22 protein-coding genes are annotated in these 22,881 nt (G+C 65.7%); 10 read left to right on the top strand and 12 right to left on the bottom strand.

Annotation, left to right across the window (positions count from 1 at the left end):
- Positions 1-84: 84 nt before the first annotated feature.
- The 3 genes from U5914_RS06620 to U5914_RS06610 all read left to right on the top strand — a co-directional run bounded on the left by U5914_RS06620 (position 85) and on the right by U5914_RS06610 (position 3,401).
- Complete coding sequence (locus U5914_RS06620; RefSeq protein ID WP_336134971.1) at positions 85-1,563, top strand: NCS2 family permease; 1,479 nt, start codon at positions 85-87, stop codon at positions 1,561-1,563.
- Positions 1,564-1,628: 65 nt separating this feature from the next.
- Complete coding sequence (locus tag U5914_RS06615) at positions 1,629-3,050, top strand: aryl-sulfate sulfotransferase (protein WP_336134970.1); 1,422 nt, start codon at positions 1,629-1,631, stop codon at positions 3,048-3,050.
- 102 nt (positions 3,051-3,152) lie between these two features.
- Positions 3,153-3,401, top strand: a complete 249-nt coding sequence (locus tag U5914_RS06610) for a glutaredoxin family protein (protein WP_336134969.1) — start codon at positions 3,153-3,155, stop codon at positions 3,399-3,401.
- Positions 3,402-3,407: 6 nt separating this feature from the next.
- Here the strand turns inward: U5914_RS06610 and hemL are convergent, their stop codons facing one another.
- Positions 3,408-4,748: a glutamate-1-semialdehyde 2,1-aminomutase gene (hemL, locus tag U5914_RS06605; protein ID WP_336134968.1), complete on the bottom strand. Its 1,341-nt coding sequence runs from the start codon at positions 4,746-4,748 to the stop codon at positions 3,408-3,410.
- A gap of 393 nt (positions 4,749-5,141) precedes the next feature.
- Between hemL and tenA the strand changes: the two genes are divergently transcribed.
- On the top strand, positions 5,142-5,801 hold the full coding sequence (gene tenA / locus U5914_RS06600) for a thiaminase II (protein ID WP_336134967.1): 660 nt from the start codon (positions 5,142-5,144) through the stop codon (positions 5,799-5,801).
- Between the two features lie 51 nt (positions 5,802-5,852).
- Here the strand turns inward: tenA and U5914_RS06595 are convergent, their stop codons facing one another.
- The 4 genes from U5914_RS06595 to hemB all read right to left on the bottom strand — a co-directional run bounded on the left by U5914_RS06595 (position 5,853) and on the right by hemB (position 9,585).
- Positions 5,853-6,287 (bottom strand): winged helix-turn-helix transcriptional regulator, encoded by a 435-nt coding sequence (locus U5914_RS06595; RefSeq protein WP_336134966.1) that lies wholly within the window; start codon positions 6,285-6,287, stop codon positions 5,853-5,855.
- Between the two features lies 1 nt (position 6,288).
- Complete coding sequence (locus U5914_RS06590) at positions 6,289-7,965, bottom strand: ammonium transporter (protein WP_336134965.1); 1,677 nt, start codon at positions 7,963-7,965, stop codon at positions 6,289-6,291.
- Between the two features lie 308 nt (positions 7,966-8,273).
- Complete coding sequence (locus tag U5914_RS06585) at positions 8,274-8,564, bottom strand: hypothetical protein (protein ID WP_336134964.1); 291 nt, start codon at positions 8,562-8,564, stop codon at positions 8,274-8,276.
- A gap of 40 nt (positions 8,565-8,604) precedes the next feature.
- The gene (hemB, locus tag U5914_RS06580) at positions 8,605-9,585 is read right to left on the bottom strand and encodes a porphobilinogen synthase (RefSeq protein WP_336134963.1); all 981 of its coding nucleotides are present in this window, start codon (positions 9,583-9,585) and stop codon (positions 8,605-8,607) included.
- 80 nt (positions 9,586-9,665) lie between these two features.
- Here hemB and U5914_RS06575 point away from each other — a divergent pair, with 80 nt between their 5' ends.
- Both U5914_RS06575 and U5914_RS06570 read left to right on the top strand, forming a co-directional pair.
- The gene (locus U5914_RS06575; protein WP_336134962.1) at positions 9,666-10,145 is read left to right on the top strand and encodes a TspO/MBR family protein; all 480 of its coding nucleotides are present in this window, start codon (positions 9,666-9,668) and stop codon (positions 10,143-10,145) included.
- Positions 10,146-10,226: 81 nt separating this feature from the next.
- Positions 10,227-10,862, top strand: a complete 636-nt coding sequence (locus U5914_RS06570; RefSeq protein WP_336134961.1) for a DedA family protein — start codon at positions 10,227-10,229, stop codon at positions 10,860-10,862.
- Between the two features lie 60 nt (positions 10,863-10,922).
- Here U5914_RS06570 and citZ read toward each other — a convergent pair whose 3' ends face one another.
- The 6 genes from citZ to U5914_RS06540 form a co-directional block, all read right to left on the bottom strand.
- Entirely contained in the window at positions 10,923-12,056 is a 1,134-nt protein-coding gene (citZ, locus tag U5914_RS06565) for a citrate synthase (RefSeq protein ID WP_336134960.1), read from the bottom strand.
- A gap of 65 nt (positions 12,057-12,121) precedes the next feature.
- Entirely contained in the window at positions 12,122-13,003 is an 882-nt protein-coding gene (locus tag U5914_RS06560; protein WP_336134959.1) for a DUF7536 family protein, read from the bottom strand.
- Positions 13,004-13,178: 175 nt separating this feature from the next.
- Positions 13,179-14,054, bottom strand: coding sequence for a polyprenyl synthetase family protein (locus tag U5914_RS06555; protein ID WP_336134958.1), 876 nt, complete (start codon positions 14,052-14,054; stop codon positions 13,179-13,181).
- A 370-nt stretch (positions 14,055-14,424) separates the two neighbouring features.
- Entirely contained in the window at positions 14,425-15,393 is a 969-nt protein-coding gene (locus U5914_RS06550; RefSeq protein ID WP_336134957.1) for an electron transfer flavoprotein subunit alpha/FixB family protein, read from the bottom strand.
- A complete protein-coding gene (locus U5914_RS06545) occupies positions 15,390-16,184 on the bottom strand; it encodes an electron transfer flavoprotein subunit beta/FixA family protein (protein WP_336134956.1) in 795 nt (264 codons plus the stop codon). Before U5914_RS06545 ends, U5914_RS06550 begins: the two co-directional genes overlap by 4 nt.
- 125 nt (positions 16,185-16,309) lie before the next feature.
- Complete coding sequence (locus U5914_RS06540) at positions 16,310-17,416, bottom strand: helix-turn-helix transcriptional regulator (RefSeq protein ID WP_336134955.1); 1,107 nt, start codon at positions 17,414-17,416, stop codon at positions 16,310-16,312.
- 164 nt (positions 17,417-17,580) lie between these two features.
- Here U5914_RS06540 and U5914_RS06535 point away from each other — a divergent pair, with 164 nt between their 5' ends.
- On the top strand, positions 17,581-18,831 hold the full coding sequence (locus U5914_RS06535) for a DUF7096 domain-containing protein (protein WP_336134954.1): 1,251 nt from the start codon (positions 17,581-17,583) through the stop codon (positions 18,829-18,831).
- 132 nt (positions 18,832-18,963) lie between these two features.
- A complete protein-coding gene (locus U5914_RS06530; protein WP_336134953.1) occupies positions 18,964-19,431 on the top strand; it encodes a type IV pilin N-terminal domain-containing protein in 468 nt (155 codons plus the stop codon).
- Positions 19,432-19,434: 3 nt separating this feature from the next.
- Here the strand turns inward: U5914_RS06530 and U5914_RS06525 are convergent, their stop codons facing one another.
- Positions 19,435-20,109, bottom strand: a complete 675-nt coding sequence (locus U5914_RS06525; protein WP_336134952.1) for a methyltransferase domain-containing protein — start codon at positions 20,107-20,109, stop codon at positions 19,435-19,437.
- A 149-nt stretch (positions 20,110-20,258) separates the two neighbouring features.
- Here U5914_RS06525 and ahaH point away from each other — a divergent pair, with 149 nt between their 5' ends.
- Both ahaH and U5914_RS06515 read left to right on the top strand, forming a co-directional pair.
- Positions 20,259-20,597, top strand: coding sequence for an ATP synthase archaeal subunit H (gene ahaH, locus U5914_RS06520; protein ID WP_336134951.1), 339 nt, complete (start codon positions 20,259-20,261; stop codon positions 20,595-20,597).
- Positions 20,578-22,773, top strand: a complete 2,196-nt coding sequence (locus U5914_RS06515) for a V-type ATP synthase subunit I (protein WP_336134950.1) — start codon at positions 20,578-20,580, stop codon at positions 22,771-22,773. Before ahaH ends, U5914_RS06515 begins: the two co-directional genes overlap by 20 nt.
- Positions 22,774-22,881: the final 108 nt, after the last annotated feature.

The raw sequence follows: 22,881 nt of genomic DNA, 5'->3' as shown, positions 1-22,881 counted from the left end.
ATAATACACGTTCGTGTATACGGGTGCGGAATTTTAGACGACAACCCTTAAGTCTCCGTCCCGTGGTATGCCCGAACGTGAATTATGGCGCTTACTGATACGCTCGCTGACTTCTTCGAGTTCGACGAGCACGACACCGACTTCCGAACCGAGAGCCTCGCGGGCGTGACCACGTTCCTCGCGATGGCCTACATCATCGTCGTCAATCCGAACATTCTCGCGCCGGCCATCGTCGGCGGGTTCCCGGACGGTGACGAGGTACCGACGACGACCATCAACGGCGCCACCTACGACTTCTTCCAGGTCGTCGAGATGCTGACCGTCGTCACGATACTGGCGTCGGTCGTCGCCATCCTCGTGATGGCGCTGTACGCCAAGCGGCCCTTCGGACTGGCCCCCGGGATGGGGCTGAACGCCTTCTTCACCTTCACCGTCGTTCTCACGCTGGGCGTCCCGTGGCAGGTCGCCCTCGCGGCCGTCTTCGTCGAGGGCCTCATCTTCATCGCCCTGACGGCGGTCGGCGCCCGGACCTACGTCATCGAACTCTTCCCCGAACCGGTCAAGTTCGCGGTCGGGGCCGGTATCGGTATCTACCTCCTGTTTCTCGGCCTGCAGGAGATGCAGGTCGTCGTCAACGACGACGCGACGCTCGTCACGCTGGGCAACGCCCTCCAGAGCCCCGTCGCGGCGCTGTCGCTGCTCGGTCTCGTCCTCACCCTCCTGCTATACGCCCGTGACGTGAAGGGCTCTATCGTCATCGGTATCCTGACGACGGCCATCGCGGGCTACGTCCTCACGCTGGCCGGCGTCGTCGAACGCGGGGTCCTCGAACCCGGCACCGTCAGTCAGGTCGAATCCGAAGGCGTCGGTGCGCTCCTGTTCGGCGTCCAGTACGACTTCACGCCGCTGGTCTACGGCTTCGTCGAGGGTCTCGGCCTCATCACGCAGGACCCACTGACCTTCGCCCTGGTCGTCTTCACGTTCTTCTTCGTGGACTTCTTCGACACCGCCGGCACGCTCATCGGCGTCTCCCAGATCGGCGGCTTCCTCGACGAGGACGGCAACCTCCCCGAGATGGACAAGCCGCTGATGGCCGACGCCATCGGGACGACCGTCGGCGCCGTCATGGGTACCTCGACGGTCACCACCTTCATCGAATCGGCGACGGGTCTCGAAGAGGGTGGCCGAACCGGCTTCACCGCGCTGGTCGTCGGCCTCCTCTTTGCGGCCTCGCTGCTCGTCGTCCCGCTCGTTTCGGCGATTCCGCAGTACGCGACCTACATCGCGCTGGTCGTCGTCGGTATCATCATGCTGCAGGGTGTCGCCGACATCGACTGGCAGGACCCCGCGTGGGCCATCGCTGCCGGCCTCACCATCACCGTCATGCCGCTGACCGCCTCCATCGCGAACGGGCTGGCGGCCGGCATCATGAGCTATCCGGTCGTCAAGGCCGCCGTCGGCGAGCGCGATGACGTCTCGCTCGGCCAGTGGACGCTCGCGGCCGTCTTCGTCCTCTACTTCATCGTCTACTTTGCCGTGCAGGCCGGCCAACTGACGTTCTAGGTCGGGTCTCCCTCCTTCCCTGCCGAACCGTAACACATTCCTTTCGCTCCCCGCCCAGAAACGGTATGGACCGCCCGTCCCTCGACGCCTACCCCCGTCGCACCCTGATTCGCGCGGGACTGGCCTTTCTCGTTGCCGCCCTCCTGCTTCCGGCGGCCGTCTCGTATGTCGGCTCCGACTCGCTCGAACTCGGCCCCGGCGAGGTCGAGCAACCCGCCAACAACACCACCTACGTCAGCGTGCAGGGCTTCCACTTCGCCGGCTACGGCGCGGCCAAAAAGCCCGCCCGTCTCGTGGCCGCCGACGGGAACGCCAGCCTCGAGTGGCACTTCGGCGGCGACGAGGTCGGCGCCAACTGGTTCTACGAGGTCGACATCCGCGAGAACGGCAACCTCTTCGTCACGTCGACGTACTCCGACGGAACGATCGTCTTCGAGTTCGACCCCGAAACCCGTGAGGTGGTCTGGACCCACCGGCTGCCGGGCCTCATCGACACCCACAACGTCGACCGCCTCTCGGAGGACCGCATCCTCGTCGCCAACATGCGCGAATACGACGGCGAGACAAGCGGCGACCGCCTCTACATCGAGAACACCGACACCAACGAAACCGAATGGGAGTGGGTCTTCCACGAGCACTACCCCAACAGCACCGACGGCGGCTTCAACGCCGACTGGACCCACGTCAACGACCTCGATACCATCGGTGCCGAGGACCGCTACGTCCTCACCTCGCCCCGCAACTTCGACCAGGTCATCGTCGTCGACCGCGAGACCGACGATATCGCCATGCGACTCGGCGAGGACGACGACTACGACACCCTCAACGAACAGCACAACCCCGACTACATCGAGCGGGAGGACGGCACGCCGGTCATCATCGTCGCCGACAGCGAGAACGACCGCGTCGTCGAGTACGAACGGGACTGCGGCGACGCCGACCCGCGCCTCGGCGCCGGGACGCCGCCCGAGGACTGCGAGTGGGATCTCGTGTGGTCGGTCGACGGTTTCAACTGGCCGCGGGATGCCGACCGCCTTCCCAACGGCAACACGCTGGTGACCGACACGCTCAATCACCGCGTCGTCGAAATCAATCCGCAAGGCGAGGTCGTCTGGGAGTTCTACGCCGCGTGGGCGCCCTACAACGCCGAGCGCGGCACCGACGACAGCCACGGCCCGACGATGAGCGACCACGGGACGACCGGCAACTACACCGTCTCCGGCGGCGGCGACGCCGGCCCGGCCTCCCGGTATCAGGTCGCCAACGGCATCAACGACCTCGGGTCCTACACCCCCTTCGAGGCCCAGTTCGAGTCCCTCGCCTCGACGTACGCTCACGTCGAACCGTGGTTCCGTCCCGTCGGTATCGGCTCGTGGGCGTTCCTCTCGGCGATAGTCGGCCTGCTTCTCGCCGCCGGATGGGGCGTCAGCGAGGTCGTCGTCCGGCGAAAGCGCCTCGTCCGCGGCGTCAAACGCCGGGTTTCGTAACGCGCGAGCGCCCAGTGGCGCCGATTTTGAGCTTCCGCGGTCTGGTCGTCGCCCGACACACCACCGTCGGTCTCTTAACCGATGGCTGCCTACTCGCCGGTGATGGCGAACATCACCCTCTACGAACTGCCGGGTTGTCCGTACTGTGCGAAGGTCGTCAACAAACTGGACGAACTCGGCCTCGAGTACGACACTATCGAGGTTCCGAGCGCCCACAGCGCACGCACCGAAGTCGAGGAGGTAAGCGGGCAGACGGGCGTGCCCGTCATCGTCGACGAGGAACACGACGTCGACGGGATGGCCGAATCCGACGATATCGTCCAGTTCCTCGAAGAAACGTACGGCGCTTAAATGGCCTTATAAGGCGGATTTGTAGGCTTCGAGCGTCTCCTTGACGTCCTCCTCGGTGTGGCCGTAGGAGACGAAGTTGGATTCGAACTGGTTCTGCGAGACGAGGACGCCCTCCTCTATCATCTGCGGCCGGAACAGTCGCGCGTAGCGGTCGGTTTCGGCGCCCTTGACGTCGGTGCCGCGCTTCGGACAGGAGCCGTAGCGGCTACAGGAGTGGTCCTGCCGACAGCCGTTCGCACAGCAGTCGTCCTGTGGGCCGTCCTTGCCGCGGGTGAAGACGACCTTGAAGATGGAATCGGTGCCGACGACGGTGTATTCGGGCGCCTGGTCGGCGAGGATGTCCGACAGGCCCTCCCGGAGTTGCTGGCCGAGTTCGTTGACGTGGTCGTGGACGTCGTGTTCAGCGCAGTATTTCAGCGTCTCCAGTCCTGCGGCCATCGTTACCGGATGGCCGGAGAAGGTGCCGGCCTGGAAGACGTCGCCGGCGGGGGTAAACTGCTCGATGTACTCGGTCTTGCCGCCGATGGCGCCGACGGGGTAGCCGCCACCGATGATCTTGCCGAACGTGGTGATGTCGGGGTCGATGTCGAACTTCCCCTGCGCGCATTGGAGGCCGCCGATTCGGAAGCCGGTGATGACCTCGTCGAAGATGAGCAGCGACCCGTGTCTGTTCGTCAACGACCGCAATTTCTCGTGGTAGCCGTCCTCGGGATAGACGATGCCCATGTTCGCCTGAACCGGTTCGACCAGCACGGCGGCGATGTCGTCGCCGTGTTCCTCGAAGACTTCGCGGGCGGCATCGGTATCGTTGAACGGGATGGGGATGGTGTGTTCCGCGAAAGACTGGGGGATGCCCGCGGTGGAGGGCTTGGGGTGGTCGGCGTCGCCCTCGACGAGCGTCGTCTCCTGAGCGCCGTGGTAGCCGCCCTGCATGACGACGATCTTGTTCCGTTCGGTGACCCCTCGTGCGAGGCGACAGGCCGAAACGGTCGCCTCGGTACCGCTGTTGACGAAGCGGATCATCTCGACGCTGGGGACGTGCCGGCAGACGAACTCGGCGTGTTCGACCTCGATTTCGCTTGGCATGCCGTACATCGGCCCCTCGGCGGCCCGCGACTGGACGGCCGACTGGACCGGCTCCGGGGTGTCGTGGCCCAACAGGAGCGGGCCGAGACCCTGTACCCAGTCGATGTAGCGGTTGCCGTCGGCGTCGATGACGTGGCCGCCGTCGCCCCGCTCGACGAAGAGCGGATACGGCTGTGGGGCGGCCCGCACCGAGGAGTTGACGCCGCCGGGCATGACCGACAGCGCCCGACCGTACAGCGAACGCGAGGCTTCGTGGTTCATACCTCGACGTTTGATTGCCCACCCGAAAGGCGTTACCGTCCTTTCGTGGCCTGCCGTCCCTCGGTGTCCTACTGTCGGTGCGCTATATAAAAGAGGAAAGTCGGGAAGTTGTGCGGATAGTAATTGTACATATGTCTCTAAAAATCCCGCAACGTTCTAGATGTTGCTGTATCGAACAAGGTGTTTACGATGAACGTCGTATGGTCTCTGTCGCGGGCAACCGCGGCTGGTTGTATCGACCGCTCAGAACGACCGCTCGGCTGGCACTTTGCGGTTCCTCCGTCGGGGCCTGGCGGCCCCGCATTCGCTTTTCCGAGTCCGACGGCGATGGTGGGCTAAACCTCGGTTGTATTAGTCAGTTATATCACGAGCGAATACTCACAACGAGACGATATGGCGTTCAGCGACCGACTGCTCGATGCGGGCGAGCACATCTGGACTGCACAGAAGAACCACCCGTTCGTGACCGAACTCGCCGCCGGCACGCTCGATGCGGCGGCCTTCGAAACGTGGGTGCGGCAGGACTACCGGTATCTGCTGGATTACGCCCGCCTGTTCGCCATCGCGGGCACGAAGGCCCGCGACGAGGACACGATGACGCACCTGCTGGGCATCGCTCATCAGGTACTCGACGAGGAGATGGACCTCCACCGTTCGTTCGCCGCCGACTACGGAATCGACGAGACGGCCCTGCAACGGACCGAGAAGGCCCCGACCTGCGTCGCCTACACGAACTCCCTGCTTCGGACCGCCCACGAGGGCTCGCTCGCCGAAATCGCGGCGGCGCTGTACCCCTGCATGCAGGGGTATCTTGACATCGCCGAACACATGGCCGAGGTAGCCGACGGTGACCACCAGTATACCCCGTTCATCGAGAACTACACCAGCGAGGCGTTCCGCGACTCGGTGGCGTGGTCCCGCGCCTTCGTCGACCGCTGTGGCGAGCGGTACCCCGGCGAACACGACGCGATGGAGGACGCCTTCCTCACGAGCGCGAAACTCGAATACCGCTTCTGGGAGATGGCCTACATCCAAGAAGGATGGGGCCTGTGAGCGAAGCGGCTGATTCGGCGGCTTCGTCGTCGAGTCGCGTAAAAAGTGGGGTTACAGCGGGCACTCGGCCTCGCTGATGACATCGGCGCGGACCACGTCGACGACCCGAATCGCGGCGTCGGCGTGCAGTTCCTGCAAGCAGGCCCCGATGGCGTTCTCGTCGCCGAACTTGCCGACGGCGACGACGGTGTGGTGACCGCTCGTCTCGTAGACGGTGACGAACGCCGGCTTCTCGCGAAGCCGGGCCGTCACGTCGTCGATGGCGCCGTGGTCGACTGCCAGCCGGAATATCGCCGTCTCGAAGCCGAGCCGGTCGTAATCCAGTCGGGCGGCATAGCCCGTGATGACGCCGCCGTCTTCGAGGGCCCGCAGGCGGTCCTGCACCGTCGTCGCGGCCGTGTCGGTTTCGGCGGCGAGCGACCGGACGTCGGCGCGGCCGTCCGCACAGAGCGCGGCGACGAGCCGCCTGTCGAGCGCGTCGGTCACGTTAGACCGCGCTCGGTCCGTCCTCGCCGGTGCGGATCTGGTAGGCGTTCTCGACGGGGAGGATGAACACCTTTCCGTCGCCCGGTTCGCCGGTCTTGGCCGAATCGCGGATGGCCTCGGCGACGTCTTCGGCGGGGATGTCCGCGACGACGCATTCGACCTTCACCTTCTGGTGGAGGTCGACGGTGAACTCCTCGCCGCGCCACTGGCCCTTCTTCGCGGGCTGGGAGCCGCGACCCGAGATGTTGGTCACCGACAGGGAGGGCGCGCCGGCTTCGGCGAGGCCCTTCTTGACGTCCGAGAGTTTGTCCGGACGGATGAACGCCGTGACCATCTTGATCTGACCGTCGTTGGCGACGCCGCCGTCGGGGCGGACGATGCCGTTCTGCTCGCGGAAGCCGCCGTCGGTGGCGACCGTATCGCGGCCACCGAACTCGGGGTAGGTGTCGACGCCGTGTTCGGCGATGTCGAGGCCCTCTTGTTCGTGCTGGGGAGTGACGCGAGCCTGCCCGAGTGCCTTGAACACGCCGAAGACGATGGCGGTCGCGGCGACAGTCCACACCGTGATGGCGACGACGCCAACGAGCTGTGCGATGAACGCCTGTGCGATGCTGTCGACGACGCCCGGTGCGGCGACGAACGGGAACAGCAGCGTCCCGAGGACCCCGGCCGAGCCGTGGACGGGGAAGACCGCACACACGTCGTCAATTTTCAGCGTCCGTTCGACGAACTCGAAGACGAGGGGCAACTGGGCACCGGCCAGCAGGCCGACGACCAGCGCGCCCCACCACGCCGCGACGTTCGGAATCGCGGTGATGCCGACGAGGCCGGCCAGCAGGCCGTTCGCGACGTACAGCGTGTCGACTTTCCCGGTCTTCAGCACTGAGACCGATCCCGCACCGACCGCGCCCATTGCCATCGCGAGGGTCGTCGTCAGCGCGACGCGACCGAGCACGGCGCCGTTGAACACCATCTCACCGGCGGCGTTCTCGACGAAGATGGACGCCGTCCCGACGTTGAATCCGTACCAGCCGAAACAGAGGAGCAGCGTCCCGAGCACCGCGAACGTCATCGAGTGACCGGGGATAACGTTGACGCTGCCGTCCTCGTTGTAGCGGTCCATGCGCGGACCGAGCACCCAGGCAGCGGTGAGGCCGGCGATGCCGCCCATGCCGTGGACGATCATCCCGCCGGCGAAGTCCTGGAAGCCCGAACCGATGTACTGACTGATGTACGCCCCGCTCCACGTAATGCCCGTGACCACGGGGTAGATGATCGCTGCCAGCAGAATCGTGTAGCCGACGTACGCACGGAGTTTCGCGCGGCCGGCGACGGCCCCGGAGACGATGGTCGCCGCGGTCATCGCGAACACGGCACCGTAGAGCCATCCGCTGCCCCACGAGGCGGGGTCGTTTCCGGCGACCCAATTGAAGCCGCCCCCGCCGACGAGACTACTCACGCCTGCCCCGACGAGGAAGAACACGACCACACCGACACTCCAGGTGAGCATGTTCTTCGTCAGCTGGTTGGCGACGTTCTTCGAGCGCACCTGCCCGGCCTCCAGCATCGCGAAGCCCGCGTGCATGAAGAAGATGAGGAACGTCACTACCAGGATCCACGTGTAGTTGAGCGCCCCGGCAACGCCTGCGGGGTCGACCTGCAGCGCGAGATCTAGCATACTTCCACCTCGGTACTGTTACTGCACATATCTGAATGCATGTCCACGCTTTCTTCAATTTGCTTCATGATTGTCTTTTGCTTCACGCGAGAACCTTATCGAATCACCCTACATAAATCTATGAGTTGGGAATGTTCAATTTCGAACTCTCTTAGTGAACGGTCGTCGGATATTGGGTAGGATAATATCTGTATAAGGTCGGCTCTCGTTCACGAAATCGCTACTGAAGCTGAGTATTTCTGGACAAATACAAACTGCAAAGCTTGCCAACTACCTGAATTGGAACTCGTTTACGTCGCGCGCGCCGGCTATCCACGGGCATCGAGCAGTTCGTGAAGCAGCCTGATGGGGTAACCGACCACCACGACGATGCCCAGGAGGACGCCGAAAAGAAGCGCGGCGTTCCCGAAGAGTTCCCGATACCACGGACACAGGAGTTTGGCAGTACCGATGTAGGCCGTACAGTCGGGCGATTCGGGAGTCAACAGTACCGTAGCGACGAGCACGGCCGCGGTCACGATGACGATGCCGACGGCACCGACCCACCCGTCGCTCAACGAGCGTGTGTCCCTTCCATCGTCGCTCTCCGCATCACCCATACCGGTCGCAGAATCGGCGGTAATAAAAACGACCGGCCGTTCAGAGAGCCTCGGCGACGTCCTCGGCGAAGTACGTCAAAATCAGGTCGGCACCGGCGCGTTTGATCGACAGCAGCGACTCGTGGGCGACCTCGTCCAGCGAGAGCCACCCGCGGTCCGCGGCCGCATGCAGCATCGCGTATTCGCCGGAGACGTTGTAGGCCGCCACCGGATGGTCGAACTCCCGCCGAATCTCGCTCACGATATCCAGATACGGCAGCGCGGGCTTGACCATCAGCACGTCGGCGCCCTGCTCGACGTCCAGTCGCACCTCGCGCATCGCCTCGCGTGCGTTCGCGGGGTCCATCTGGTAGTGCCGGCGGTCGCCGAAGGCCGGCGCGCCGTCGGCGGCATCGCGGAAAGGACCGTAGAAGGCCGACTCGTACTTCGCGGCGTAGGACATGACCGGCAGGTTCTCGTAGCCCGCCTCGTCCAGCGCCTCGCGAATCGCGCCGACCATGCCGTCGGTCATGCTCGAAGGCGCGACCATGTCGGCGCCGGCCTCGGCGTGGGAGACGGCCGTCTTCGCGAGGAGTTCGAGCGTCTCGTCGTTTTTGACCGTCAGCCGCGGGTCCGCCTCGGCACCCTCCTCCAGCACGCCACAGTGGCCGTGAGCGGTGTACTCACAGAGACAGACGTCGGTGATGACGTAGGCGTCGGTGGCGTCGACGATTCGCCGGACCGCGCGCTGGACGACGCCCTCGTCGGCCCACGCGCGCGAGCCCGTCTCGTCTTTCGACTCCGGGATGCCGAAGACCATCACCGCCTCGACACCCGTCTCCATGACCTCGCGTACGCGGTCGACGCTCTCGTCGACGGGGACGCGCTCGTGGCCCGGCATCGATTCGATCTCGACGCGCTCGTCGGTCGTCGCGTCGACGAATATCGGTGCGATGAGGTCCGACGCCTGCAGTTCCGTCTCGCTGACTAGCGGGCGCACGCCGTCGGTGCGCAACCGCCGCGGGCGGTCCGTGAAGTCCATATGCGGTCCTCCGAGCGCATCGCTCAAAGGCGCGTCGCTCCCGGCGACACATCTACGGCCCCACCCGCCGTTTATATGCTATGGCACTCCTACAGGGTCGCTCGCGTCGCGACCTGCTCCTCGCGGTCGGCATGGTCCTCGGCGTGAACCTCGTCGGCGCCGCCCCCGCCTTCCTCTTCGGCGCCGAAACCGACTGGATCGAACGCCCGTGGTTCTACCCACCGGAGATCGCCTTCCCCGTCGTCTGGACGCTGCTGTTCACGCTTCTCGGAATCTCGCTGTTTCTGGTCTGGCGGCAGGGTCTCGACCGCCGACCCGTCCGCGTCGCTTTCGCCGCCTTCGGCGTCCAGTTGTTCCTGAATCTCCTCTGGACGCCCGTCTTCTTCGGCCTCCAGCGACCCGGCCTCGGCCTCGCCGTCATCCTCGCGCTCTGGGTCGCCATCGTCGGCATGATCGCCGCCTTCGACCGCGTGGACCGACGGGCGGCCGCACTGCAGATACCGTATCTCCTGTGGGTCTCCTTCGCGTCGGTCCTCAACTACGCCATCTATACCGGCTGACCAGCCCCCTGCGGCTGTGGGCCGACGCGCGGCGGGTGCGGTCACAACGCCTATAAGCAGTCTCCGCCGAACGTGAATTGAATGTCGCACGGTCGTCCCTCCGCCCTCGAACGTGCCCGGAGCTTTCTCGAACGCCACCTCGTCCACATCGTCGTCGCCCTGACGCTTTCGTGTGCCGCCGTCGGCATCTACCTGTTTCTCGTCACGGATTCGGCCTACGCCGCCGAACTCCTCGAACGGTACGGCCTCGCCGCGCTGTTCTTCATCCTCATCCTCGAGGGTGCGATGTTGCTCTACTTCGCGCCCAGCGAGGCGCTGGTTCCGGCCGGCATCGCGCTGTTGACCGCCGGCACCGGGGACCTGCCGGGTATCGCCGCGGTCATCGGCGTCGCCGTCGTCGGCGCTACCATCGGCCAGTTCGCGCTGTTTACCATCGCCAAGCGCGCCGGCCGGGAGTACCTCCTCGAACAGTCGTGGTTCCGCGTCTCGGAGGCTCAACTCGCGCGGTTCGACGACTGGTTCGACCGCTGGGGGCCGCTGGCGATTCCCGTCTCGAACGCGCTCCTCTTTACGCGGGGCATGCTCACCGTTCCGGCCGGCGTCGCCGACATGGACGACCGACAGTTCGTCCTGCTGTCGGCGCTCGGCAGCCTGCTCTTCCAGTCGTGGCTCGCCGCAGCGTGGCTGTTGGTCGGCGTTCGGCTGGCCGGCCTCTGAAACCGCACTACTCCCGCTAAAGGGCGTGAGGGCGACGAAAAGGAATTCGAGCGACTCGCCTTACCGTTCGTCGATGGGCGTGACCGTCTGGTCCTTGGGACCGACGTAGCGCGCCCGCGGGCGGATGAGGCGGTTGTCGTCGTACTGTTCGAGGACGTGGGCGATCCAGCCGCCGACGCGGCTCATCGCGAAGATGGGCGTGTAGATGTCGACCGGGATGCCCATCTGGTAGTACGTCGACGCCGAGTAGAAGTCGACGTTCGGGGCCAGCCCCTTCTGTTCGACGAGGTAGTCCTCGATGGTCGTCGAGTACTCGTACCACTTCATGTCGCCGGCCTCGCCGAGGGCCTTCGACTTCTCGCTGAGGATGCGAGCGCGGGGGTCCTTGACGTTGTAGACGCGGTGTCCGAACCCGGGGACGCGGCGCCCGTTCTCGAGCGCGTCGGTGACCCACTGGAGGGGGTCCTTGTCGGAGGCGTCGACCTCCTTGAGCATCTCCATGACGTCCTGATTGGCGCCGCCGTGGAGGCTGCCCGAGAGCGCACCGATGGCGGAGGTGACGGACGCGTGCAGGTCAGCCAGCGTCGACGAGGTGACCATCGCCGAGAACGTCGAGGCGTTCAGGCCGTGGTCGGCGTGCAGGACGAGCGCCATATCGAACGTCTCGGCGAGCACGTCGTCCGGTTCCTCGTCGTTGAGCATGTAGAGGAAGTTCGCGGCGTGGTCGAGGTCCTCGCGGGGCTCGACCGGGTCGTTGCCGTTGCGCTGGCGCGCGAAGGCGGCGAGCGCGGTCGGAATCTTCGCCGTGATGCGGCGGCCCTTCCGGAGGTTCGCCTCCTCGTCGGTCGGGTCGGCGTCGGTGTCGGGGTCGTACGCCGAGAGGTTCGAGACGATGGTCCGCAGCGCGGCCATCGGCTCCTCGTCTGCGGCGGCGAGGTCGGCAACGAGGTCGTGGACCTCGTCGGCGATGTGGCGCTCCTCGGCCATTGACGCCTTGAATGATTCCAACTCGTCGGCGCCCGGCAGTTCGCCGTGCCACAGGAGATAGACGACCTCCTCGAAACTCGCGTTTCGCGCGAGGTCATCGATGGTATAGCCACGATAGACCAACTTCCCCTCGTCGCCGTCGATGTAACTCAACGACGACTCGGCGACCAGGACACCCTCTAGCCCTTTCTTGAGCTCCTCGGACATGTGCTATCGGTTTCTATGCCCGGGAGAAAAGGGTTATCGTTCACGTAAGACCCATATGGATTCGCTCAATCGCCCGACAGCGATGCTCTTGCGGCAATACCAGCCGCGTTCCCGACCGCCGCGACCGTTCCGAGGACGACCGGCAGATACAGCGCCGTCGACCGGACGACATCCGGCGACGCCGCAGCGGCCGCCACGACCGGCAACACGCTCAGGGCCGCGACCACACCCGCGAAGAAGCCGTGCGGCGGCGACGCTCCACGTAAGCCGAGACCAACCCCGACGATGGCTCCGCCGCCGAGCGCGACCATCGCGTAGGCTGGCGGGGCGGCACTCGCCTGCAGGCCGACCGTCGCCGCGACCAGCGAATCGGGCGTCCCGAGACAGATTCCACCGGACGGACAGCCGACGGCGGGCGCGGCGACGGCGAGGGTGTACGCTGTCGCCCCGAGGACCGCTTCGGGTGGCCGCCAGACGTGTTCCAGAGTGAGGGCGCCGACGACGCGCACGCCGATGCCGCCGACGGTGAGCGCGACGAACCCGCTTGTCAACAGCGCGATGGCGAGTCGGAGGCTTTCCGAAGGCACGTCGAAGGCGAGCGTCGCCACGACCGGGACGAGTACCCATCCGAGCAGGCCGAAGACGATAGCCAGCGTCGACGGCGAGCGTCGGCCCGGCTCGCGACCCCTGACTTCGAGTGTGCGACGGTAGGCCGCGATACCGACCAGTACCGTCGCGACCAGTCCGAACACCGAAAACGCGAGGACGAAACTCAGACCCGCCCAGAAGACCAGCGACTCGTCGGTCCCCGGCAGATACGCGAACAGGAGGAACACTACGGCGGCGAAGCCGATGCCGACCGCGAGCGCGGTGCGCGCGTGACGGCGGACCTCTAACTCGGCGACGAGCGCGGCGACACCCGGGCGGTCGGGGCGGTCAGCGGACACACCCTACCTAGCGGCGGCGGCCACATAGCCGTACAGGTTTGCGGCCGACACGCCCGGTTCGCTCGCGGCTCACTTCGTTCACCGTCTGCTTGCGGCTTCGCCGCTCGCACGGTCCGCGGGACCTCCGGTCCCGCGCTACTCGCATTTCCGAGACGCTCCCTCCGGTCGCGTCTCGCTACCGCTCGCGGACGACCACGAACCGCGCGAGGTCCTCCAGATAGCCGGCGGCCTCGGAGTCGGTCGAGTCGGTCGCCTCCAGCGCCGCCAGCGCCGCGTCGGATTCGTCCTGAGCCCGCCCGTTGGCCTCCTCGGGGGTCAACTCCGTAATCTGGACCAGCGAGGGCCGTTCCATCTCGGCGTCCTGTCCCGTGGGTTTGCCGAGTTCTTCGGGGTCCGCGGTTGCGTCCAGCACGTCGTCCCGAATCTGGAAGGCGATGCCGACGCGTTCGGCGTACTGGCCGAAGGCCTCGACCGTATGCGGGTCCGCGTCGGCCGCGACGGCGCCGAGTTCGGCCGCGGCCCGGAACAGCGCGCCCGTCTTCCGGCGGGCCAGTTCCATGTACTCCGATTCGCTGGCGGGCTGTTCGACCAGTTCGGTCGCCTCGCCCTCGCCGAGTTCGACCATCGACTCGGTGACCGCCTGCATCGCACGTTCGTCGGCCGAAAACAGTTCGAACGCCTCGCCGAGCAACCCGTCGCTGGCGATGATGGCCGCACCGTGGCCGAACGCCGACCACGCGCTGGCGACGCCGCGACGGAGTTCCGACTCGTCGATGATATCGTCGACGACCAGCGAGGCGTTGTGCACCAACTCGATGCCGACGGCGAAATCGACCGCGTTGCGTGACGCCTCCGAAGCCAGGCCGTCCTCACCCGCTAACTCGCCACCCGCGGCCTCGAACGTCAGCAGCGTCACGATAGGTCGGACGCGCTTGCCCCCCGACAGCGAGACGTGTTCCAACCGATCCGTCATCGTCTCGGGTTCGGTGGCGTCGAGGACCGCCTCCATCCGGTCGTCGACCAACGACCGGCGGCGCTCCAGATACTCCATAAAAGCGATAGGTCTGTTCCCCGCAAGTACCTAACGGATGCGGTCCGAACTTTTTGCACGGCGCGCTTCGCGCGCCTCGCGGATGCTAGCATCAAGTTCTGTTCGGTAGTTGCAGGCGAGTGGTTGATTTTCCGGCAGAAACTTGATTTATAAAAGAACGAGAGATAGCATCCGCCGAGGGGGGCGTCCGAAGGTCGCCCCCGAGGCGGTTCCCGGCGCCGACCGGAGGGAGGCGCCGTAGCGCGCGACGACTAACGCGCCCGAAGGGCGCGGCTGGAGGAGCGCGCGCATATTTTCCCCACGTTTTTGCCGCGGAGGCGGGTTCGGCGCCTCGCGCGCCGAACCGCCGGAGCGTGCAAAAAGTGGGGTTTCAGACGTCAGGCGCTTCGCCGCCGAACTCCTCGATGAGTTGCGGAACGACGTCGAAGAGGTCGTCGACGATACCGTAGTCGGCGATGTCGTAGATGGGCGCGTTGGGGTCGGTGTTGATGGCGATGATGGTGTCGGCGCCCTTCATGCCGGCGACGTGCTGGACGGCCCCGGAGATGCCGATGGCGATGTAGACGTCGGGCTCGACGACCTTGCCGGACTGGCCGACCTGCCGGTTCTTCGGCAGCCAGCCGTTGTCGACGATGGGACGCGACGACGACAGCGTCGCACCGAGCGTGTCCGCGAGGGCCTCCACGAGCGGGAGGTTCTCCTCTTCCTCGATACCGCGGCCGATGGAGACGAGCACGTCGGCCTCGGTGATGTCGACGTCGCCGCCGCCGACTTCCTCGAAGCCGTTGACGGTCGAGCCGAGTTGGCTCTCGTCGATGTCGGCCTCGAAGGATTCGATGGCGGCGTCGCCGGCGTCTTCGGCGACCGGCCACTCTGCCGAGCGGATGCTGATGGCGTACTGGTCGGCGTCGATGTCGTAGGTCGTCTCGACCTTGCCGCCGTACTGCTCGCGGGTGACTTCGACGGGCTGGCCGCCCTCGAGGGCGACGGCGTCAGTGACCAGCGGAAGGTCGAGGCTCTCGGCGACGGCGGGGGTGTAGTCGAGGCCGTTGACCGAGTTCGGCGTCAGCAGGGCGGTCGGCTCCAGTTCGGCGTGGAGCTGTTCGATGGCCTGTGTGTAGACGCCGTGGTTGAACTCCTCGCCCTCGTCGACGGTGTAGACCGTGTCGACGCCGTCGCGGTTGAGGGTCTCGGCGAAGCCGTCGACGTCGCCGCCGATGACGACGAGGTTCAGTTCCTCGCCGAGTTCGTCGGCCAGTTCGCGGCCGGCGGTGATGATCTCGAAGGAGATGTCGCGGAGTTCGCCGCGGCGATGTTCGGTGACTGCGAGCACGCTCATCCTTCGACCACCCCTTTGTCGCGGAGGAAGTCAGCCAACTCGCCGGCGGTGTCCTCGGCGCTGCCCTCCCAGAGGGTGGCGTCGCCTTCGGATTCCGGTTCGTACATGTCGGTGCGCTCGATCTCGGAGTCGACGACGCTGGCGTCGAGGCCGATGTCGTCGAGGGTCTGGACGTCGAGGGGCTTGCGCTGGGCCTGCCGGATGCCACGGAGGCTGGCATAGCGGGGCTCGTTGATCCCGGTCTGGATGGTGAGGACGGCGGGAATCTCGATATCCGTCAGCTCTTCGACGCCGCCTTCGAGTTCGCGGTGGACGGAGGCGATGCCTTCGTCGACGTCGAGGTCGAGGGCGTTGACGACGGCACCCCATTCGAAGCCGAGGCGTTCGGCGACGGCGACGCCGGTGGCGCCGTTGGCGTCGTCGCCGGCCTGAACGCCGGAGAGGATGAAGTCGGGGTCTTCCTCCTCGGCGACGGAGGCGATGATTTCGGCTTTGGTGTCGACGTCGAGGAACTGGGCGTCCTCGATGGAGTCGTCCCACACGCGGATGGCGCGGTCGGCGCCTTTGGCCAGCGCCATGCGGACCGTCTCTTCGGCGCGTTCGGGGCCGATGGTGACGGTGACGACTTCGACGTCGTCGTGTGCTTCGCTGAGCTGTACGGCTTCCTCAACGGCGTAGTCGTCCCACTCGTTGAGGTCGTATTCGAGGGAGCTGTCGGCGATGTCGAGACCCGAGATTTCGAACTGGTCTTCGACTTCAGCCACCTCTTTGACAGTGACAAGTATCTTCATGCGGCTATCACCGGATATGACGACTGTTCGTGGTTAAACGTTTCCGAATCGTACAGCGTTTGTCGGGGTCTTATACGGCCGTAAACGCTGTTCAACGGAAAACGAGATGTCTTCGCATCGGTCGGCTATCCTTCGTTTTCGGTGATCTCGCCGAGCCCCTCGTCGGGGAGGCTGATGAGGTTCTCCCGGCCGATGCGGAGTTTGTCGACGCGGCCTTCCTCCTCCATCGACGAGAGGAGCTGTGATACTTTGGCGTTCGACCAGCCGGTCTCCTTGACGATGTTGGCCTGTTTCATCCGCCCGCCGTTCTGTTCGAGCAGGTATTCGACCCGCTCCTCGTCCGAGAGGAGTTCGAGGTCCGGCTCCTCGTCACCGGCAGCACCGTTCGTGGGTATAGATGCCGGCTCGGACCCGGTACCGGGGTCCGGCGTCGGCTCGGCCTCGTCGGGTTCGGCCTCGGTCACAGTCGCGATCGGGTTTCCGTCCCCGTGGCGGCGCCAGAGGAGATAGAGCCCGATTATCAGCGCCGCGGCGCTGAACAGCAACGCGCCGACGAGCAGTATCGTCGAGAGGTCCATCATCGTATCGACTGGCCCGGTCGAATGGGGCTGATACTCGATTTCGAAGTAGCCCGGTTCGAAGGTCTGTGGCCCCTCCCACCGGAGGTCGCCGCCCTCAGCGCCGATCGGCGAGGTCGTCGGGCTACCGTAGCCCGGCGGCGACCGGATGACGAGCGTCTGGTCCCGTTCCAGTCCCGGGAGCCACGTCCCGTCGGTCGTGTTGAACGCGTCGCCGACGTACATCGTTCCGTTCTCGCCGATGCGGGCGAAGGAGGTCCACGTGAACGACACTCGCAACTCGCCGTACCCGGTCGCGTTGCCTGCGACGGTGTCGTTGACGACGGCGGCGGTGCGGTCGGTCGATCGAATGGCCATCTCCCGGCCGGTCGCGGTCGAAGCCTCCCCGGCGGCCTGCTCGAAGACCTCGACCCCGACCGGGAAGTCCTCCTCGTTGCTCTCGAACCGCTCGCCGAACGCGCGGAACTCCTCCAGGTCCTGCTGGTCCTCGATGGGAGTCCCGATAACGATGGTCCATCGGGCGTCCCCGTCGTCTTGGAGTTGTACCTCGAAGGTGGTCTCCTCGCCGGCGGGTTGGGCGCTCGCCGGGACGGCACCGACGGTCGCGGCCACGAGGAGGAGGGCACACAGCAGCACGGGGCGGCGGTACCGCATTGGGCGATTTATGCACACCCGCGCGGGAAAACGCTTTCCATCGGGTGATAAAATGTTTCCACGTCTTATAAACGGTCTCGGCGGCTCTCGACCCGTCGTGTGGACCGAGTGGACCGCGATACCGGACGGCCGGATTTTTGGTCTCGCACGTCGTCCACTGGAATATGAACGGTCTCCGCGCGGTCGCAGTTGCCCTCCTCTGTTGTCTTTCGATGGTCGCTGGTGTGCCGGTCGCCACCGACGGGGTGCAGGCCTCGGCGGCGACCGACCACGGCGGCTCCGTCGTCAGCCCCGGCAATACGAGCGAGTACCTCGCGATTTCCGGCGCGCCCGACCGCACCACCACGACCGACGGCCAACTCGACGTGGCCGCCGCCGTCGGGAGCGAGACGGCGGCCGTTCGTGCGGAATCGACCGAGATCACACTCCGGAGCGTGATGCGTGGCTCCGACAACGAAACCGAACGGCGGGAAGCCGTTCGTCGGGCCGCCGAGCGCGTCGGGACGCGAATCCGGCGGCTCGAAGCCAGAGAGCGACAGGCGGTCGACGACTATGGGTCGGGCAACCTGACCGAAACGCAACTCCTCCGCGCCATGGCCGTCATCGACGCCGAGGCCCGGCAACTCGACGGCCTCGTCGAGACGCTCGACCGACAGAACAGCCGACTCGACGACCCGGTCCTGACGAGGGCGGAACTCGGCGAGTTCAGGGCGAGGCTGCTCCCGCTGTACGGCCCCGTCCGTCAGCGAATCGGTGAGATAGCACGAACGGGCGCAGGACAGCCGATATACGTCGAAACAGCGGACACCGACGTCGTACTATCGACCGTCGACGACCCCGAACTCGACGACTCACAGTACGTTCGGGAGGCACACATCCGCGATGCCCGCGGTCCGTCGCGACCGTCCTCGCTCAGCGCCGAAGAGGTCGAACAGCGGTTCGGCGAGCTGTACCCGTGGACCGACGAGAATCAGGAAGGCGGCATCCAGATCGGTCGATACGGTGGCCGTCCGCACGTCTTCCCGATTGCGGGCGTCTGGCCCCTCGACGTCGGCCACGCCCACGCGGCGACGACGCCCGGCCTCGTCATCTTCTTCGACGGCTCGACCGGGGACGTCTTCCGGGAGTTCCAGTTCAACGACCCCTCGGTCGTCCCGACGACGACCGTCGAAAACGAGACCGCCGACGGTGACCTCCGAGTCGTCGTCGAGACGACCAGAGCCGGCGGTCCCCTCGGCGTCGCCGTCGTCGACAACGGGACCGACGAGCACGTCGACGCCACCGTGGACGTGAACGGCGACCCCATCGGGTCGACGGACGGCGAACGCCTCTGGACCGTCGGCCCCCACGGCGACGTGACGGTCAACGCGACACACGACGGGCGGACGCTCACCGTCGAGACGCAACTCGACTGAGACGGGTCGTTGTAACGAATCACCGGCAAGCACTAAGCCGCACCGGGCGCTCGCCGATGAAAGCCGGCAGCAATCGGTATGGCCGGCGGTCGCGCCCGAGCCCTTTTATACGATGCCGGGACCAGACCTCCCGTGTCCGAACGGGCGCTGTCCCCAGTGGTCGGCTGTCTGCTGTTGACGGCGATAACCGTTGCCGGCGCCGTCATCGTCGGCGCCGCGGTCGCCGTCGACCCGCCCAGCACCGCGCCCGCCGCGAGTTTCGATGCCGAGGCCGAGGCGGACGGCACGGTTCGGCTCACCCACCAGAGCGGGGCCGCGATAGCCCCCGAGTCCCTCCGCGTGCGCGTTCGAGTCGACGGCGAGCCGCTGGATACACAGCCGCCCGTGCCCTTCTTTTCGGCCCGCGGGTTCGAAAGCGGCCCGACAGGTCCGTTCAACAGCGCCACGACCGGCGACTGGCGGGCGGGCGAAACGGCGAGTTTCCGTATCGCGGGGACGAACGACCCGACGCTGTACGCGGGCGCGAGCGTCGAGATACGGCTCTACGCCCGTGGTCACGAAATCGCAGAACTGACCGTCACCGCTCGGGGGTCGGAGTGAGGGTCAGGCGGTCGACGCCGTCTCGGCATCGGTCGCGTCCTCGTCGCTCGTGTCCGTGCCCTCGGGGACGCGAGCGACGGTCGTGATGGCCCGCGGCGTGCCGGGCGCGCGCTGTTGGACGTGGTGGTCGAACTCCTCGAAGCCGGCCTCGGCGAACATCCGGTCGGCCTCCTCCTCGTCGTAGAACAGCATGATGGCGTCGGCGAGTTTCTGGAACAGCGTCGAACTGGGATAGTCGGGGCCGACCACGAGCACGGTACCGCCGGGCTCGGTCACACGGCGGGCCTCACGGAGCGCCTCGACGGGGTTCGGCCAGTATTCGATGGAGCCCGACGACCAGTAGGCGTCGAAACTGTCGTCGTCGAAGGGGAGGCGTTCGGCGTCGCCGCGGTGGAACTTTACCGTTCCGCGTTTGCCGAACTTGGCGAAGGCCTTCTCCAGTTGGTGGGCCGACTGGTCGAGGGCCCACACGTCGTCGGTGTGCTGGAGGAGGCCCTCGGTGGCGAAGCCGGTCCCACAGCCGACGTCGAGGACGCGGTCACCCTCGTCGACGTCGAGCCATTCGAGCGCCTCGTCGCGCATCTCCTCGTTCCAGATGAACGGGTTGATGGTGTCGTACGCCTTCGAGAGGTACTTGTAGAAGACCCGCGCTCGCGCCTTGTCTTCGAGGACTCCCATTACCCACCCGTTGGGACGGTTCGGGCATAATTCTGCTTATCCCGACGTGTCTTCCATGTGGGTCTATAACACGGCAAACCGGCTGAACACGGTTAATCGCTTTCGCAACTACCAAATAGGCGCTTTCCGAACCGTCAGATGATATAATTATGGCCAGGCCAGAGGTTCTTGACCGAATCAAGGAGGCCGAGCGTGAGGCCGACGAGATCGTCGCCGACGCGAAAGAAGCGCGCGAAGAGCGCATCGCGGAGGCGCGTGAGGAGGCCGAACGCATCCGCGAGGAGGCTCGCGAGGACGCCTCGGAGCTCAAAGACGAACGGCTCGAGGAGGCTCGCGAGAGCATCGAGGCCGAGCGCGAGAAGATCCTCGCGACGGGTGAGGAAGAACGCGAGGCCCTCGAAACGCACGCCGAACAGCGTCGGGACGAGGTCGTCGACCACGCGGTGGACCTATTCAAGGAGGCGGTGAATGTCCAGTCTCAGACCTAAGAAAATGAGTCGGGTCTCGGTGACGGGATCCAAACGGGTCATGGAGGAGACCATCGAGGCGATTCATTCGGTCAACCTCCTGCACGTCACCGATTACGACGACGCGTGGGACGGCTTCGACCCCGGCAATCCCATCGAGGGCGCCGACGAGGCCGCCGAGAAACTCGTCACGGTTCGGGCACTGGAGTCCACCCTCGACGTTACCGAGGAGGACGCCGGCCGGACGCGCATCCTCGACGACGAGGAACTCGACGCGGAACTCGAGGAGACCCGAACGCGGGCCAACGAACTCGACGACCGTCGCTCCGAACTGGAGGCGGAACTCCGCGACATCGAGGAGAAGGTCGAGACGGCCCGACCGTTCGCCGAACTCGGTATCGACCTCGATCTGCTTTCGGGGTACGAGTCGCTGACCGCAGCGGTCGGCGAGGGCGACGTCGAGGCGATTCGACGCTCCCTCGCTGACACCACCGAGATTACCGGGTACGAGATATTCGAGGAGGACGGCTACCTCGCCGTCTTCGCCTACCCGGACGTCGACCTCGAAGACGCGCTCGTGGGCACGGCCTTTACCACCTACGAGATTCCGGACCTCGGCGACGGCGACGAGGCGACGAGCCCCGAAGCCTACATCGAGGACCTCCAGCACCGCCACGGACAGATCGAATCCGAACTCCAGACGGTCGAAAGCGAACTCGAGGACCTCAAACACGAGGTCGCCGGGTTCCTCTTGGCCGCCGAGGAGAAACTCAGCATCGAGGTCCAGAAGCGCGAGGCGCCGCTTACCTTCGCGACGACGGAGAACGCCTTCGTCGCCGAGGGCTGGATTCCCAGCGAACAGTACACCGAACTGGCGGAGACGCTGAGCGCCGAGGTCGGCGACCACGCCGAAATCGAGGAGCTCGAGCGGGCCGACTACGAGGACGGGCACGCCCACGACCACGACGAGGTCGAACACGGCTCGACCGACGAGGGCGAGGCCGTCGCGGACGGCGGTCAGGCCATGAGCGGCGGCGACCCGCCGGTCGTCCAGGACAACGCCAAGACGGTCAAACCGTTCGAGACGCTCGTCGGCGTCATCAACCGACCGCGATACGACGAGATCGACCCGACGTTCGTCCTGTTCCTGACGTTCCCGGCGTTCTTCGGGTTCATGATCGGTGACCTCGGCTACGGGCTCCTCTACATGGGGCTCGGCTACCTGCTGATGAGCCGGTTCGAGTCCGAGGGCATCCGGTCGCTCGGCGGCGTCGGTATCTGGGCCGGGCTGTTCACCGCTATCTTCGGCGTCCTGTACGGCGAGGTATTCGGACTCCACCAGCTCGGGGAAATCGTCTGGGGCGGTAGCCCGCCGATGCACAAGGGGCTCAACCCCGCCTACGCCGACTACGCGCTCGGCTGGCTCGCCATCAGCCTGCTGGTCGGGATGGTCCACCTCGCTATCGGGTGGATTATCGACTTCTACCAGAACCTCTCGCACGGCTTCAGGGACGCGGTCCTGGAGAGCGGTTCGTGGCTGATGATGCTGTTCGGGTTCTGGGCGTGGATCTTCGCCGACGCCCCGCCGTCCGGCGCCGCGCCTGACCTGCTCGTCAGCGCCGACGCCGGCGTCTTCGCCGGCCATCCGTTCTCGCTCGGCTTCACCGGCCTCCCCGAGGTGGTCGGGTTCGCCGGACTCGCCGTCTTCGCGGTCGGCCTCGTGCTGCTCGTCGTCGGCGAACCCATCGAGGGCGTCGAGTTCCTCAACGTCCTCGTCAACGTCCTCTCGTATACCCGGATCGCCGCAGTGCTGCTCGCGAAGGCCGGAATGGCCTTCGTGGTCAACCTGCTGGTGTTTGGGGTCTACGTCACCGAGGAGACCCACGGCGGCGAGACGACCGATTACTGGCACTTCGGCATCGGCGGGATGCCCTCGGAGGTCGGAACGACGTTCCACGGCAACGAGGTCGTCGAGATCATGTCCGCCGGACTGATTCACAGCAGCATCGCGGGCGTGGTCGTCGGCATCCTCATCCTCGTCATCGGGCACCTCCTCGTGTTGGTGCTTGGTATCACGAGCGCCGGCCTACAGGGTGTGCGTCTCGAGTACGTCGAGTTCTTCGGGAAGTTCTACGAGGGCGGTGGCAAGCCCTACGAGCCCTTCGGCTACGACCGGCAGTACACGACCGAGGAGTAGCGACCCCTCCTCGTTTTTATATTTTCGGAGTTCTGAGAGGTAAGTGAGCCGTTAGGCTGTGTAACGTTCACATACCGACAGGACGGCGGCTTTCGAGGGCGTTTGGGA

It is taken from the genome of Natronomonas amylolytica (genome assembly GCF_037031205.1).
GTDB lineage: Archaea > Halobacteriota > Halobacteria > Halobacteriales > Haloarculaceae > Natronomonas > Natronomonas amylolytica.
The sequence above is the reverse complement of the archived record's forward strand: the minus strand, read 5'-3'. Positions and strand labels throughout refer to the sequence as shown.

Coding starts and splice junctions, on each gene's coding strand:
- U5914_RS06620 (WP_336134971.1), top strand. CDS start 85: ATGGCGCTTACTGATACGCTCGCTGACTTCTTCGAGTTCGACGAGCAC.
- U5914_RS06555 (WP_336134958.1), bottom strand. CDS start 14,054: ATGGAGTATCTGGAGCGCCGCCGGTCGTTGGTCGACGACCGGATGGAG.
- U5914_RS06535 (WP_336134954.1), top strand. CDS start 17,581: ATGAACGGTCTCCGCGCGGTCGCAGTTGCCCTCCTCTGTTGTCTTTCG.
- U5914_RS06585 (WP_336134964.1), bottom strand. CDS start 8,564: ATGGGTGATGCGGAGAGCGACGATGGAAGGGACACACGCTCGTTGAGC.
- U5914_RS06515 (WP_336134950.1), top strand. CDS start 20,578: ATGTCCAGTCTCAGACCTAAGAAAATGAGTCGGGTCTCGGTGACGGGA.
- U5914_RS06575 (WP_336134962.1), top strand. CDS start 9,666: ATGGCACTCCTACAGGGTCGCTCGCGTCGCGACCTGCTCCTCGCGGTC.
- tenA (WP_336134967.1), top strand. CDS start 5,142: ATGGCGTTCAGCGACCGACTGCTCGATGCGGGCGAGCACATCTGGACT.
- U5914_RS06525 (WP_336134952.1), bottom strand. CDS start 20,109: ATGGGAGTCCTCGAAGACAAGGCGCGAGCGCGGGTCTTCTACAAGTAC.
- U5914_RS06545 (WP_336134956.1), bottom strand. CDS start 16,184: ATGAAGATACTTGTCACTGTCAAAGAGGTGGCTGAAGTCGAAGACCAG.
- U5914_RS06550 (WP_336134957.1), bottom strand. CDS start 15,393: ATGAGCGTGCTCGCAGTCACCGAACATCGCCGCGGCGAACTCCGCGAC.
- U5914_RS06610 (WP_336134969.1), top strand. CDS start 3,153: ATGGCGAACATCACCCTCTACGAACTGCCGGGTTGTCCGTACTGTGCG.
- ahaH (WP_336134951.1), top strand. CDS start 20,259: ATGGCCAGGCCAGAGGTTCTTGACCGAATCAAGGAGGCCGAGCGTGAG.
- hemB (WP_336134963.1), bottom strand. CDS start 9,585: ATGGACTTCACGGACCGCCCGCGGCGGTTGCGCACCGACGGCGTGCGC.
- U5914_RS06590 (WP_336134965.1), bottom strand. CDS start 7,965: ATGCTAGATCTCGCGCTGCAGGTCGACCCCGCAGGCGTTGCCGGGGCG.
- hemL (WP_336134968.1), bottom strand. CDS start 4,748: ATGAACCACGAAGCCTCGCGTTCGCTGTACGGTCGGGCGCTGTCGGTC.
- U5914_RS06540 (WP_336134955.1), bottom strand. CDS start 17,416: ATGCGGTACCGCCGCCCCGTGCTGCTGTGTGCCCTCCTCCTCGTGGCC.
- U5914_RS06615 (WP_336134970.1), top strand. CDS start 1,629: ATGGACCGCCCGTCCCTCGACGCCTACCCCCGTCGCACCCTGATTCGC.
- U5914_RS06570 (WP_336134961.1), top strand. CDS start 10,227: ATGTCGCACGGTCGTCCCTCCGCCCTCGAACGTGCCCGGAGCTTTCTC.
- citZ (WP_336134960.1), bottom strand. CDS start 12,056: ATGTCCGAGGAGCTCAAGAAAGGGCTAGAGGGTGTCCTGGTCGCCGAG.